The following is a 13836-nucleotide window of genomic DNA, read 5'->3' on the forward strand; positions in this document are numbered from 1 at the left end:
TTCATTCGTGGTAGAGATGGGAGCGGCCGCCATCGATCAAGATGTCGGTCGCATTGATGAAGCGCGCTTCGTCGCTGGCCAGAAAGAGCACGGTGTAGGCCACCTCGGATGCCTCGCCGATCCGCTGGCATGGCAGCAACTGCTCTTGACGACGGCGCTCGGCCTGCGGGTCGGGGCTGGCCAGAAAGACGCTTTCTGCGAGCGCTGTCAGGATCAGCCCCGGCGAGACCGAATTGACGCGAATGCCCTGCGCTGCGTACTGAATGCCCAGCGCACGGGTCAGGCCGATCAATCCATGCTTGGCGACAGGATAGGGGAAGGCGTTCGGGATGATCTTGTGCCCATGGACCGAGGCGATGTTGACGATGCTGCCTGCGCGCTGCGCCAGCATATGCGGCAGCACCGCACGCGCGCAATGCCAGGCGCCTTCGAGGTCCACCGAAAAGCACCGGGCCCAGTCTTCATCGCTCAAGTGCAGCGGGTCATCGAAGACGTTGATTCCGGCATTGTTGACCAGCACATCGAGTCGGCCGAAATGGCTGACCGCCTGCGCCACCATGGCCTCGACCTCGGCGCGTCGGCTGACGTCGGCGGCCAGCAGCAGCACCTCGTCCGGTGCGCCGAGCGATAGTGCGAAAGCCTGTGCCGCCGGCGTGTGCTCGCGCACATTGACGATCACGCGCGCGCCATGCTCGACAAACAAGGCCGCCGTGGCAGCGCCTATGCCCTGCGCGCCGCCGGTGACCAGGGCCACCTTGTTTTCCAGGCGGGGTTTCATCGTGGATTCACTCCTGCTCGCCACGGCTTTTCAACTGATCGACCAGCACCGCCGCCAGCAAGATGCCGCCACGCACCAGATATTGGTAGAACACATCGATATTGAGCAGATTCATCGCGTTCTGCACCGTGCCCATGATCAGCACACCGACCAGCACCCCGCTGATGCTGGCGCGGCCACCCATCAAGGACACGCCGCCGAGCACGCAGGCCGAAATCACGTTCAGCTCGAAACCGATGGCCGCATTCGGCTGTCCGCTGGTGATGCGCGACGCCAGGATCACGCCAGCGAGCGCAGCCACCAGGCCCTGGATCAGAAAGATCATGATGCGCGTGCGATCCACCGCAACGCCCGCCAGCCGGGCCGCATCGGGATTGCCGCCCAGCGCCAAGGTATTGCGGCCATAGAGCGTCTTGTTCAGCAGCACGCCAAACACCAGAAAACACAGCGCAGCGATCCAGACCGGGCTGGGAATGCCGAACAAAACGGTGTTGCCCAGTGCAAAAAAAGCCTGCGTCGACGCACCGACCGCCTGCCCCCCCGAAGTGATGAAAGCCAGCCCGCGCACGATCTCCATCGTCGCCAATGTCGTGATCAATGCGTTGACCCTGAGCTTGGCGATCACGGCGCCATTGACAAAGCCGATCGCTGCGCCTGCCAGCAAACTGGTGCCCACCCCGAGCGCAACGCTGTCGGTGCCGTTGATGACGGTCGCGCACAGCACGCCGGCGAATGCGACCGTCGAGCCAATGGACAGGTCGAAGTCGCGCGCGGCGAGGCAAAACATCATCGTGCATGCCACCATCGCGATTTGCGAAACCGACAATGCCAGGCCGATCATGTTTTGCATCGAAAAGAAATACTTCACCGACAGCGACAGGCCGACAAACAGGCACACGAAGATCAGCGGCAGGCTGAAGTCTTCGACAAAGCGCAAGAGTTTCGTGTCTTTCATCTGATTTCCGGTTTTTCAGTGACATTCAGGCCCGCCGTGCCGCCAATGCCGGCGCCCCCACCGTCGCCCCCACGGGAGCACTGCCCGGCAACGCCAGTTGCAGCACCTTGGCCTCGGTCGCTTCGGCGCGTGTCAGCACGCCGCTGATCCGCCCTTGGCACATGACGATCAACCGGTCCGATATTCCCATGACCTCCGGCAATTCGCTGGAGACCAGCACAATGGCGACGCCTCGATCGGCCAGTTCATAAAGAATCCGGTAGATTTCGTTTTTCGCCCCGACATCGATGCCGCGTGTCGGCTCGTCGATGATGAGCACCTTCAACCCGGTTTCGGCAAGCCAGCGCGCAAGAATCGTTTTTTGCTGATTGCCGCCCGAGAGAAAGCGGATTTTCTGCTCCCTGTGGGGCGTCTTGATACGCAAGCGCCCGATGAATTCATCGGCAATGCGGGACTCGGCCCGCTGGTCGACGAACAGCCCCCAACGCAGGTGATGGCGGCGGCAACTGATATTGATGTTCTCGGACACCGGGCGACAGCCCACGATGCCTTCTTCCTTGCGGTCTTCCGGGCAAAACATGATGCCCCGGCGAATCGATTCAGGAATGCCGCACAGTGGCAGCGCCTGGCCATCGAGTTCCAAGCGCCCGCTGCGGCAGCGGTCGGCACCATAAATCAAGCGCATCAGCTCGCTGCGGCCTGCGCCTACCAAACCAAAGAAGCCGAGGATTTCCCCGCTGCGGATGGCAAAACTGGCAGGCGCAGACAATTTGCGCCCCTCGATGTCGATCACGCGCAGCCGCTCTGGGCCCAGGGTGCGGCTGCGGTAATCGAAGATATCCCCGATCTCGCGCCCGACCATTTCACTGATCAGGGTGTCGCGGGTCAATTCCTGCATCTGCAGATGCTCGCCCACCTTGCGTCCATCGCGAAAGATGGTGCAGGCGTCGCACAGGTGGAAAATCTCATCCATCCGGTGCGAGATATAAATGATCGCCTTGCCCTGTGAGCGCAGCGATGCCACCAGACCGAACAGGATTTGCGCTTCCCGATGCGACAGGGAACTGGTGGGTTCATCGAAAGCGATGACCCGGGCATTGCGCAACAACGCCTTGCATATCTCGACCATCTGGCGCTGCGCAATCGACAGGTGCTTCAATTTCGCCAGAGGATCGAAGTCCACCCCGATCTTTTGCAACTGCTCACGCACCCCGGCTTGCAACTGCCGCGACCTGACGAATCCCAGGCGGTGCGGCAAGTGGCCGAGCATCAGATTTTCCATCACGCTCATTTCGGGCACATATTGCAGTTCCTGATGGATGATGGCAATCCCTTGGTCAATGGCGGCACGGGCATTCTGGAAGCGCTGCGGCAACCCGTGCAGCAGTATTTCCCCGGCGTCGGGCTGGTAAACGCCGCCGAGGATCTTCAGCAGCGTTGATTTGCCGGCACCATTTTCACCCATCAAGCCATGCACCGTTCCCGCCGGCACACTGAACGACACATCGGCAAGCGCACGGACGCCAGGGAAATTCTTTCCAATATTGCGAAACTCAAGTACGGGCGGCATGGTATTTTTTCCGGTCATCCGGCCCCGGGCCGCGCCAGCGGCACGGCCCGGGGTCATGGTTCAGTCCAACCCCATCTCCTTTTTGACTGCCGCGATATTGTCCCGGGTCATCAGACTGCCCGCGGTGAGAATCAGTTTTTCCGGCTCTTTTCCGGACTTGATCCAGTCGTACATGTTCACCGCAGTTTCATAGCCGTGGCGCTTGGGGCTGATCAGCACGGTGCCGAAAAATCCGGTGACCGCAGGCTTGGCAAACTCGTTCAGCGCCGATTTGCTCCCGCCGATGCCGACGCCGATGATCTGGTCGGCCTTGATGCCCTGCCCTTCGGCGGCACGCACGGCGCCCAGCACGGCCTCGTCATTGAGGCCGAACGCGATCCAGTGCTTGAACCTGGGGTTCTTGGTCAGCGCGATGGCCGCTGCGTTGAAGGCCGCCTCGGTGTCCGTCTTGGACTGTGGCGCATTCAGGATATTGGCGGCGGGAAAGCCCGCCCGGGTCAGGCTGGCGCTGGCACCATCGGTACGCTCCTTGGCCGTGGGCAGTTGGTCATAAGAAATGCGGATGGCGCCGACCTCTTCGGGTTTCCAGGCGCGTTTTTTGATCTCGTCGGCGAGGGTTTGTCCGACCAACTCGCCGATCTTTTGCGCCGAGATCCCCATATGGGGCACGCTTTCGATCGGCTTGCCGGCGCCATCGACCAGCCGATCATCGACCGTCATCAGTTTGAGACGGTTCTGCTTGGCCTTGGCCACCACGGCACTGCCGAGTTTGACATCGGGAACGCAGATGATGAAACCCTGCGCCTGTTGCGCGCCGAGGTTGTCTATGGCCGTCAACACCTCGCTGCCGCCGGGCACCCCGATCTTGATCAGCTTGAAACCCTTTTCCCGCGCCGCCTGCTCGGCAAACTTCCACTCATCCTGGAACCACGGCTCTTCTGCCTGCTTGACCAGAAAACCGATCTTGGGCTCGTCCGCAGCCTGCGCCGCCGTGCCGATCGATGCCAGCACCATGCCCAATGCTCCCACCCACTTGTGAATCTTCGATGCCATCTGTCTCTCCTGTTGCGTTGCCAAATTTCACCTTTCTTACCCGGGCACCCGCCCCGAGGCGGCCAAGGTCGGACCGCCTCCAGCCAAGCCCCGCTCCTGCGCCAACCGGATGGCCCCGAAGCCAGCCAGGCTGTGCTGCTCGTCATCGGAGACGGTGGTCACCGCCGCCGAGAAGAAATCGTCGTTTGCCAGCAGCAGGCTGTACGCCTGGCGCAGCGTGGGCTTGCCGGCCACGATGCAGCGGGTTTCGGGGCGCAGGCGCAGCGCGCTGCTGTGCTCGAGCGTCAGCAGGTCCGCGCCCAACACCGCGCCCAGCAGGAAGTTCGCGCGCGCATTGCGGTCATGGCGCGTGAATTGCCCCAGGGTGCGCACCATGAAGCACGCCCGGCCCAGACCCAGGCTGCGGGCCGAACGGGCGCCAGCGAAAAGCATTTCGGGCTCGATCCGGTCGGCGAAATCGCTGCCGAGCGAATCGGCCACGATGGTGTCGTGCGTGATCACCTGCAGCAGTTCGCCCGACAGCGTGGTGACACAGTTGGCGATGCGCTGCTGCGCATCGAGGAGCACGAATTTCGTGTGCGAGCCGGGCAAGACGATGAGCGCCGGCGCGGCGATCTTCAGGCGCTCGATCAGGCCCATGGTTTCGGCCTCTTCACCGCGCATCATGTCCATGGCTTCGCAGTCGTGCAGGCCGACGTCCGCCACCGGGTTACGCACTCCCGGGACGAACCAGATCGGCCTGGCGCAGACCTGCGGCAGCAACGCCTGCTGCATGCCGGCAGCCAGTTCCTTCAGGCCGGCGGGCGCCGGCAAATGCGCCAGCTCGAACAGGCCGACATTCGACGTGATCATCCCAGACGCAAGCAACAGGCCCAGGTCGGCGATGCCGATCCTGGCCTGCTGCAAAACCTCGGCAATGCTCTCGCGCACCCCGTTTTGCAGCGCGCTCTTGTCACCGGTGACGGCCGTGTCGCGCACCCCCACGGGGCGTTCGGCCTGGCACGAAGGGATACCATTTCTCCAGAGGGTCGAGCGGGTGTTGGTGGTCCCTGCATCGATGGTGAGTATGTCCATATGGCCGTTGTCTCCGGATACCTGTCATCCATGCCGTCGTGGCGTGCGCGCCATCAGGGGAGCCGATGGAGCAAGGCATCGACTTTAATCAAACGCCGACGGTTTTTGCTGCGCGCTTGTTTTTTTGAAAAACGAAACGGTAACCACCCGTTTGCCGCCCGGTTCAGTTTTCTTCGGGCCAGTCGCGGATATAGGCTTTGAGCATCTTGTTCTCGAAGTTCTGGCTATCGACCACGGCCTTGGCCACATCGTAGAAGCTGATCACGCCCATCAGCATCTTTTGCTCCATCACCGGCATGTAGCGGGCATGGCGCTCGAGCATCATGCGGCGCACTTCGTCCATGTCGGTCTCCAGCGTGCAGATCAGCGGCGCGGCGTTCATCGCCGATCGCACCTGCAGCGACCCCACGCTGCCGGCGTTCTTGACCATGGCCTGTATCACCTCACGAAAGGTGAGCATGCCCACCAGGTCGCCCGACTCCATCACCACCAGCGAGCCGATGTCCCGCTCGGCCATCAGTTCGACGGCGCCGGCCAATGGCTCGTCCGGCGCGGCGGTGTAGAGGGTGTTTCCTTTGACGCGAAGAATGTCGGTGACTTTCATGATGGCCAGTCTCCAAAAGGGTTGTAGTTTCTCATGGCACATGCGGGCGCCGCCCCCTCGGGGCGCAGGCAAAACGGGAGGGGGTTCACTTATCGCCCACAATGGCAGCCAGTGTCGCGTCACCGATCAGATGTCGTAGGCTGCGCGCAGCCAATACCGAGCGTATTGGCAAGCGATGCAACGCCGCGATGCGCTTCGATGGCCAGCGCAGACCGACAGATGATCGGTGACGCGACACTAGTGCATTGTGGGCGATTATTGGCCCGCTCGGAGACAAAAATGCCCGGCTACTTCGACCCCGGTTTTGACACGCTGGCGCTGCACGCTGGCGCCAGCCCCGACCCGGCCACCGGCGCGCGCGCCGTACCGCTTCACCTGAGCACCGCGTTCGTCTTCGCGTCGAGCGACCATGCCGCCGCGCTGTTCAACCTCGAACGCGGCGGGCATGTGTACAGCCGCATCAGCAACCCGACCAACGCGGTGCTCGAGCAGCGCGTCGCCGCGCTCGAAGGCGGCGCCGGCGCGATCGCCACCGCCAGCGGCCAGGCGGCGCTGCATCTGACGCTGGCCACGCTGATGGGCGCTGGCAGCCATATCGTGGCCAGCAGCGCGCTGTATGGCGGCTCGCAGAACCTGCTGCACTACACGCTGCGCCGCTTTGGCATAGCGACCACGTTCGTCAAGCCGGGCGACATCGACGCCTGGCGCGCGGCCGTGCGCCCCGACACCCGGCTGTTCTTTGGCGAGACGGTGGGCAACCCCGGTCTGGCCGTGCTCGACATCCCCACCGTGAGCGCCATCGCGCATGAGGCGGGCGTGCCGCTGCTGGTGGACTCCACCCTGACCTCGCCCTGGCTGATGCAGCCGTTCGAGCATGGCGCGGATCTGATCTGCCACTCGGCCACCAAATTCCTCTCGGGCCATGGCACGGTGGTCGGCGGCATCGTGGTCGATGGCGGCGGCTTTGACTGGGACGGGCCCCGCTCGGCCGGCAAGTTTGCCGAACTGACCCAGCCCTACGATGGCTTTCACGGCATGGTGTTTGGCGAAGAAAGCAGCGTCGGGGCCTTCCTGTTGCGCGCGCGCCGCGAGGGCCTGCGCGACTTCGGCGCGTGCATGAGCCCGCATACCGCCTGGCTGATTCTGCAAGGCATCGAAACCCTGCCGCTGCGCATGGAGCGCCATATGCGCAACACCGCGAAGGTGGTGGAGTTTCTGGCCGCGCAGCCTTTCGTCGCGCGCGTGGGCCACCCGATGCTGGCATCGCACCCCGACCATGCGCTGGCGCAAAAGCTGCTGCCGCGCGGCGCGGGGTCGGTGTTCAGCTTTGACCTGAAGGGCAGCCGCGAGCAGGGCAAGAAATTCGTCGAAACTCTGAAGGTCTTCAGCCACCTGGCCAATGTCGGCGACTGCCGCAGCCTGGTGATCCACCCGGCCAGCACCACCCATTCGCGCATGGGTGCCCAGGCGCTGCAAGACGCCGGCATCACCCAGGGCCAGATCCGCCTGTCGATCGGGCTGGAAGACGCCGACGACCTGATCGACGACCTGCAGCGCGCCCTCAGGGCCGCCGAGAAAGCAGGGGCCTGACCATGCACATCGATGTCGACGGCCACCCGATCTATGGCTACACCGGCGGCAAGGCCCTGGTTGCGGCCCAGCCCACCGTGGTCTTCATCCACGGCGTTCTGAACGACCACAGCGTCTGGGCCTTGCAAAGCCGCTACCTGGCCCACCATGGCTGGAACGTGCTGGCCATCGACCTGCCGGGCCATGGCCGCAGCGCTGGCGCTGCGCCCGCCACGGTCGAGGAGGGGGCGGACTTTGTGCTGGCGCTGCTGGACGCAGTGGGCGCGCTGCCGGGCGGCATGGGTGCGCAGCGCGCCGCCCTGGTAGGCCACAGTTGGGGATCGCTGATCGCGCTGGAGGCTGCGGCGCGGCTGCGCGAGCGCATCAGCCGCCTGGCGCTGGTGGGCACGGCCTTTCCGATGAAGGTCGCGCCGGCGCTGATGGCGGCCGCGCTCGATGACCCGCACCAGGCGCTGCGCATGGTCAACCTGCTGTCGCGCAGCACGCTGGCAGCGCCGCCGTCGGCCCTGGGGCCTGGCACCTGGGTGTTCGGCGCCAGCATGGCCCTGGGGCGCAAGCTGCTGCGCAACCATTCGGCGGTCAACCTTTTCCACCGTGGTTTGCTGGCCTGCGACAGCTACGCCAACGGCGCGGCCGCCATCGCGCAACTGCGCTGCCCGGTGCTGTTTGCGCTCGGCGCGCAAGACCGGATGACCCCGCCCCAGGCGGCCCAGGGCTTGATCCGTGCTGCGCAAGCCGCCGGCCAACGGGTGCAGATCGCCCATCTGCCCGTGGGGCACCACCCGATGACCGAAGCGCCGGAAGAAACGCTGTGCGCGCTGCGCGCTTTTCTGGCCGGGTAAATTCTGACTGTTCTGACTGTTCTGACCGGATCGACGCGCGGGGCAGCCATGCAGTGGCGCACCCGGGAGAGCGGACTGCCGCTGGTGCCGCTGGTGCCGCTGGCGCCGATGGTGCCCATGACCCATGGCACCCGTGGCATTCACCGCGCCAGCACATCCGCCATCTGCAAGCGCCCAAGCCCGGCCTTGTCCCACAGCGGCCCCAGGCTCTCGGAGCGCTCCAGCAGCAGCTTGTGCACCAGCGGCTCCAGCAGGGTGCTCTGCGGGTCCGCCAGCAGCACATAGCGGGGCTCCGGCGGGTCCGACGCAGCCACCACGACCGCACTCACCTGCCCCACCCAATCGAGCGCCGTCAACGACTCCAGCACCGGCTCGAGTTGCAGCACATCCACCCGCAGCAACTGCGCCAACTGGCCGGCACGCAAGCCCTTGCCCGCATCGTGGCGCACGCGGTGCAACTGCTGCAACACCTCCAGCGCCAACTGGAACGTCCAGCCCGCCACCGTGCCACGCCGCGCCACCCCGGCCAAAAGACTGGGCAGATAGGCCGTGACCACCGCCCCGAGCAGCACGATCACCCAGGCCATATAGATCCACACCAGCAGGATCGGCAAGGTGGCAAAGGCCCCGTAGACCACCGAATAAGTGGGCACCCGGCCCAGGTACAGCGCCAGCGCCTTCTTGGCCAGTTCGATGCACAGCGCGACGAACAAGCCCCCGCTCCACGCATGCCGCCAGCGCACCGGGGTGTTGGGCACATAGTGGTAGAGCAGCGCCATGCCGGCGGCCAGCACCATGAACTGCAGCGAATCGAACAGGAACCGCACCCCGTCCGGCAGGCGCTTGACCAGCCCGCCGGAGGCCGACATCACATACGAGGTCAGCGCCAGGCTCGCGCCCAACAGCAACGGGCCCAGCGTGATCGCGGCCCAGTAGATCAGCACCCGCTGCCCCAGCGGCCGCAGGCGCTGCACACGCCAGATGTCGTTGAGCGTGCGGTCGATGGTCAGGATCAGCGCCAGGGCCGTGACCAGCAAAACGCTGAAACCCGCCAGGCCCAGGCCGCTGGCCTTGGCCGCAAACTGCGTCAGATAGCCCAGCACCTGGCGCGCGATGCTGTCGGGCACCAGACTGCTGACCAGCCAGCCCTGCAGCGCATCCTGCAACTGGCCAAAGATCGGAAACGCAGTGAACACCGCCAACGCCACCGTGAAAAACGGCACCAGCGCCAGGATGGTGGTAAAGGTCAGACTGCTGGCCGTCAGCCCCAGATGGTCCGCGCGAAAGCGCTCGCGCAGGGTCTGGGCGGTGGTTTTCCAGGGAAAGCGCGACAGATCGCCGAGCAGCGCCTCGATGCGCCGGGCCGCCACCGACAACGAAAAAGGCAAGGACATGACCGATATGATGCCACCACACCATGACCGCATCCCCTGCCGCCCCACGCCCTGCCCCGCATTCGGCCCGCTGCAACCACGGCGTCACCGCCACACGCTGGCTGGCCAGCGGCAGTTTGCTGGCGCTGATCGCCCTGTGCCTGGCCTGGGAGTTGGTGCTGGCGCCGCTGCGGCCCGGCGGCTCATGGCTGGCGCTCAAGGCGCTGGCACTGTGCCTGCCGCTGGCCGGCCTGCTGAAGAACCGCATGTACACCTACCGCTGGGTCAGCCTGGTGGTCTGGCTTTACTTCACCGAAGGCGTGGTGCGCGGCTGGGGGGACAGGCCCCCGTCGCAATGGCTGGCCTGGGGCGAGGCGGCGCTGTGCCTGGTGCTGTTTGCCGCTTGCGCAGCGCATGTGCGATTGCGCCAGCGCAATCACGCGCCGGTGGCGCCGGCCCGCTCGCAGGCCGAGACACCCGAGCGCGCCGCGCCGCCCGCCCACTGAAGAAAAGAACCCCGCCCATGACCCCCTTGCTCGACACCCTTGCCGCCCTGGTCGGCCCGGCCCATGTGATCACCGACGGCGATCTTTGCGCCTGGGAGCAGGACTGGCGCCGCCGCGTGCGCGGCAAAGCCCTGGCCGTGGTGCGCCCGGCCAACACGCAGCAGGTGGCTGCGGTGGTGCAGGCCTGCGCCGCAGCGGGCACCGCCATCGTGCCCCAAGGCGGCAACACCGGGCTGGCCGTGGGCTCCATCCCCGACGCCTCGGGCACGCAGATCGTGCTCGCCCTGACGCGCATGAACGCCGTGCGCAGCATCGACGCCGACAACCTCACGCTGACCGCAGAAGCCGGCTGCATCCTGCACAACCTGCAAGCTGCGGCGCACGACGCGGGGCTGCTGTTTCCGCTGTCGCTGGCGGCCCAGGGCAGTTGCACCATCGGCGGCAACCTGGGCACCAACGCCGGCGGCACGCAGGTGCTGCGCTATGGCAATGCGCGCGAGCTGTGCCTGGGCCTGGAAGTCGTCACGCCGCAGGGCCAGTGCTGGGACGGCCTGCGCGGCCTGCGCAAGGACAACACGGGTTACGACCTGCGCGACCTGTTCATCGGCAGCGAAGGCACGCTGGGCATCATCACCGCCGCCACGCTGCGGCTCTACCCGCAGCCCGCAGCCCGCCTGACCGCCTGGGCCGCCGTGCCCGCGCTGGAACAAGCCGTGGCCCTGCTGGGCCTGGCCCGGCAGCGGCTGGCTGCGGGCCTGACCGGCTTTGAGGTCATGGGCCAGTTCGCGCTGAGCCTGGTGGGCAAGCGCATGCCGCAGTTGCGCGTGCCCTTCCTGGGCGAGCGCAACGCGCCCTGGTGCGTGCTGCTGGAAAACTGCGACAGCGAATCCGAAGAACATGCCCGGGCGGGCTTTGAAGCGCTGCTGCAAGCAGCCTTCGACGCCGGCTGCGTGAGCAACGCCGTGGTCGCCGAAAACCTGGCGCAGGCCAATCAACTGTGGCAGATCCGCGAAAGCATTCCGCTGGCCCAGGCCGAAGAAGGCCCGAACGTCAAACACGATATCGCGCTACGGATTTCATGCATCCCGGCATTCGTTGCGCACACCGACGCGCTGTTGCAGCGCAGCATCCCGGGCGTGCGCCTGGTCAACTTCGGCCACCTGGGCGACGGCAACCTGCACTACAACGTGCAGGCCCCCGCCGGCGGCGACCCCCAAGCCTTCCTGCGCGAGCATGAGCCGGCCATCAACCAACTGGTATATGCCGCCGTGGCCGAGTTCGGCGGCTCCTTCTCGGCAGAGCACGGCATAGGCTCGCTGAAGGTCGACAAGCTCGAACGCTACCAATCGCCGGTGGCGCTCACGCTGATGCGCGCGATCAAGCAGGCCCTGGATCCGCAGGGGATCATGAACCCGGGGCGGGTGTTGAGGGCCTGAGACAGGCGCTGAACGGGCGTCGTTCGGACCCTGGGCAGAAGGCAACGCAGGCCGATGCGCTCGGCCAGACCTGTAGCGGCCTGTAGCGGTTTGCATCGGTTTGTAGCGACCTGCAGCCGCCGCCATCGGGCGCCCGGGTGGCCCGGCGCCTGCTCGCCCGATGCTCAGATCAACCCCAGTGCCCCCAGCACGGCCCCCGCCCCCAGCAGCCACAGCAGGTGCAGCTTGGTGCGCCACACCAGCAGCGTGGTGGCAGCGGTCAGCAGCCACACCGGCCAGTTGGTGATCGGCGTGCCATGGGCGCGGACCAGCACCCAGGCGGTGGACAGCAGCAGGCCGATCACGATCGGGGACATGCCCTGCTTGAAGGCCCGCACCGCGCGCCGCTCGCGGTTGCGCTGGCCCCAGCGGGTGGCGCTCCAGGTCAGCAAGCTGCTGGGCAGCATCACCCCCGCCATGCTCAGCGCCATGCCCAGCCCCCCCAGCAGCCAGCCCTCGAGGCCCGCGCCGCCGGCGTTGATCCCCACGTTCCAGCCCAGCAGGGCGACAAACAGCACGTTCGGGCCAGGGGCGGCCTGCGCGATGGCAACCGAGGCGTTGAACTGCAAGTCGGTCAGCCAGCCCTGCCGCTCGACCAGAAACCGGTGCATCTCGGGCGTGGTGCCGATGGCGCCGCCGACGGTCAGCAGCGACAGCGACATGTAGTACAGCAGCAGATTGATCCAGTCGGTCGCAGCAAAGGCGGCCAAGGGCAGGGTTTGCGCGGTGTGCACGGCCTGCGCTGCCTGCACGGCGGCGGTCATGGCGCGAGCTTTCTCCAGGTCAGCACGCAGGCCGCGCCCCCGAGCGCCAGCAGGGTCCAGAACAGCGGCAAGCGCAGCAGCACCATGGCCGCGATGGTCAGCGCCGCCAGCACGGCGCACAGCGGGCGGCCCAGCGGGTGCTGGCGGATCGAGATGAACAGCTTGACGCCGGTCCCGGCGATCAGCCCTGCCGCGACGGCGCCCATGCCGCGCAGCGCGCCGGCCACGGCCGGGTGGCTGGAGAACCTGGCATACACCACGGCCAGCACCAGCACCAGCACCAGCGGGAATGTCAGCATGCCTGCCAGCGCAGCCAAGGCGCCGCGCAGGCCGAAGTAACGGTCGCCGATCATGATGCTCAGGTTGACCACGTTGGGGCCGGGCATCACCTGCGCCACGGCCCAGTCCTCGACGAACTCCTCATTGCTCATCCAGCGCTTGCGCTCGACCAACTCGCGCTGCACCACGGCCAGCACGCCACCGAAGCCCTGCAACGCGAGCCAGGTGAATGACCAAAACAGATCGGAGGGGCTGCGCGGGCGTGGGCGCGCATCGGGGGTGGCAGGTCGTTCGGCGGCGAGAGCCATGGCTCAAAAATGTAATCAGCAAGCGCTACGGTATTGGAGGCCGCAGTGTACTTGCGCCACCGCGAATGCCGCGCCGAGCCTCAAGTCCCGGGCTTGGTCCCGGGCCTGATCCCGGGCCTGATCCCGGGCCTGGTCCCGGGCTTGGTCCGGGGCCTTGGCCTCACACCTCGTGGCCCGCGCGCCCGTCTTTGGCGCATCGATGCACCAAAGAAATGCCGGACCGGCGCCAGCGGCGGCCGCAACGCCCCAATGGGTGCCAACGGGCGCGCCAATGCCTCGGCGGGCCTGGTGTCGCGTCACCGATCATCTGTCGGTCTGCGCTGGCCATCGAAGCGCATCGCGGCGTTGCATCGCTTGCCAATACAGCTCGGTATGGGCTGCGCGATGCGCCTTGCGCTGCGCTCCGATGGCTGCGCGCAGCCTACGACATCTGATCGGTGACGCGACCGGTGACGCGACACTAGGGCCAGCCTGGCATCGTGCTTGCTCAGGTGAACGACCAGAAGGGTCGCTAGGGTTCCGGTCGCACACATCGATGCGGCGCTGGTCCGAGAGCAACCGGCCTCAGGCGCGCACGACCGCGCCCAGGCTCCACGGCGGGACAAAAGCCCGGGAGATGCACTTCGCTTCGAGGTGGTTTCCCTGCCTTCGTCGAATCCGTTTGG

15 protein-coding genes and 1 riboswitch are annotated in these 13836 nt (G+C 66.0%); of the genes, 5 read left to right on the forward strand and 10 right to left on the reverse strand.

The genetic code is table 11. The annotated features are described in order from the left end of the window. Nucleotide 1 precedes the first annotated feature (1 nt). The 7 genes from VEIS_RS18280 to VEIS_RS29080 all read right to left on the reverse strand — a co-directional run bounded on the left by VEIS_RS18280 (nt 2) and on the right by VEIS_RS29080 (nt 6272). Nucleotides 2-778, reverse strand: coding sequence for an SDR family oxidoreductase (locus tag VEIS_RS18280; RefSeq protein WP_011811475.1), 777 nt, complete (start codon nt 776-778; stop codon nt 2-4). Nucleotides 779-785: 7 nt separating this feature from the next. After that, nucleotides 786-1733 (reverse strand): L-arabinose ABC transporter permease AraH, encoded by a 948-nt coding sequence (araH, locus tag VEIS_RS18285; protein WP_011811476.1) that lies wholly within the window; start codon nt 1731-1733, stop codon nt 786-788. A 25-nt stretch (nt 1734-1758) separates the two neighbouring features. After that, entirely contained in the window at nt 1759-3303 is a 1545-nt protein-coding gene (gene araG, locus VEIS_RS18290) for an L-arabinose ABC transporter ATP-binding protein AraG (protein WP_011811477.1), read from the reverse strand. 60 nt (nt 3304-3363) lie between these two features. Next, nucleotides 3364-4317: an arabinose ABC transporter substrate-binding protein gene (locus VEIS_RS18295; protein ID WP_049773961.1), complete on the reverse strand. Its 954-nt coding sequence runs from the start codon at nt 4315-4317 to the stop codon at nt 3364-3366. Between the two features lie 75 nt (nt 4318-4392). Next, entirely contained in the window at nt 4393-5430 is a 1038-nt protein-coding gene (locus VEIS_RS18300; RefSeq protein WP_011811479.1) for a 2-dehydro-3-deoxygalactonokinase, read from the reverse strand. A 163-nt stretch (nt 5431-5593) separates the two neighbouring features. Beyond that, complete coding sequence (locus VEIS_RS18305; RefSeq protein WP_011811480.1) at nt 5594-6034, reverse strand: CBS domain-containing protein; 441 nt, start codon at nt 6032-6034, stop codon at nt 5594-5596. A gap of 85 nt (nt 6035-6119) precedes the next feature. Beyond that, nucleotides 6120-6272 (reverse strand): hypothetical protein, encoded by a 153-nt coding sequence (locus tag VEIS_RS29080; protein WP_157048588.1) that lies wholly within the window; start codon nt 6270-6272, stop codon nt 6120-6122. A 41-nt stretch (nt 6273-6313) separates the two neighbouring features. Between VEIS_RS29080 and VEIS_RS18310 the strand changes: the two genes are divergently transcribed. Next, on the forward strand, nt 6314-7624 hold the full coding sequence (locus VEIS_RS18310) for an O-acetylhomoserine aminocarboxypropyltransferase (RefSeq protein ID WP_011811481.1): 1311 nt from the start codon (nt 6314-6316) through the stop codon (nt 7622-7624). Nucleotides 7625-7626: 2 nt separating this feature from the next. Next, a complete protein-coding gene (locus VEIS_RS18315; RefSeq protein ID WP_011811482.1) occupies nt 7627-8466 on the forward strand; it encodes an alpha/beta fold hydrolase in 840 nt (279 codons plus the stop codon). A 140-nt stretch (nt 8467-8606) separates the two neighbouring features. On the opposite strand, the gene VEIS_RS18320 is transcribed toward VEIS_RS18315, so the two are convergent. Further along, a complete protein-coding gene (locus VEIS_RS18320) occupies nt 8607-9860 on the reverse strand; it encodes a YihY family inner membrane protein (RefSeq protein WP_011811483.1) in 1254 nt (417 codons plus the stop codon). Nucleotides 9861-9883: 23 nt separating this feature from the next. Between VEIS_RS18320 and VEIS_RS18325 the strand changes: the two genes are divergently transcribed. Further along, complete coding sequence (locus tag VEIS_RS18325) at nt 9884-10345, forward strand: DUF2069 domain-containing protein (protein ID WP_011811484.1); 462 nt, start codon at nt 9884-9886, stop codon at nt 10343-10345. A gap of 17 nt (nt 10346-10362) precedes the next feature. Then, nucleotides 10363-11781 (forward strand): FAD-binding oxidoreductase, encoded by a 1419-nt coding sequence (locus tag VEIS_RS18330; RefSeq protein ID WP_011811485.1) that lies wholly within the window; start codon nt 10363-10365, stop codon nt 11779-11781. A gap of 164 nt (nt 11782-11945) precedes the next feature. Here the strand turns inward: VEIS_RS18330 and VEIS_RS18335 are convergent, their stop codons facing one another. Next, the gene (locus VEIS_RS18335) at nt 11946-12584 is read right to left on the reverse strand and encodes a chromate transporter (protein ID WP_011811486.1); all 639 of its coding nucleotides are present in this window, start codon (nt 12582-12584) and stop codon (nt 11946-11948) included. Next, a complete protein-coding gene (locus VEIS_RS18340; RefSeq protein WP_011811487.1) occupies nt 12581-13171 on the reverse strand; it encodes a chromate transporter in 591 nt (196 codons plus the stop codon). Before VEIS_RS18340 ends, VEIS_RS18335 begins: the two co-directional genes overlap by 4 nt. 249 nt (nt 13172-13420) lie before the next feature. Here VEIS_RS18340 and VEIS_RS29085 point away from each other — a divergent pair, with 249 nt between their 5' ends. Next, nucleotides 13421-13612 (forward strand): hypothetical protein, encoded by a 192-nt coding sequence (locus VEIS_RS29085; RefSeq protein WP_157048589.1) that lies wholly within the window; start codon nt 13421-13423, stop codon nt 13610-13612. 59 nt (nt 13613-13671) lie between these two features. Beyond that, a riboswitch (guanidine-I (ykkC/yxkD leader) is annotated at nt 13672-13789 on the forward strand. The last annotated feature ends 47 nt before the right edge of the window (nt 13790-13836 follow it).

It is taken from the genome of Verminephrobacter eiseniae EF01-2, assembly GCF_000015565.1.
In the GTDB taxonomy this organism is placed as follows: Bacteria; Pseudomonadota; Gammaproteobacteria; order Burkholderiales; family Burkholderiaceae_C; genus Acidovorax; species Acidovorax eiseniae.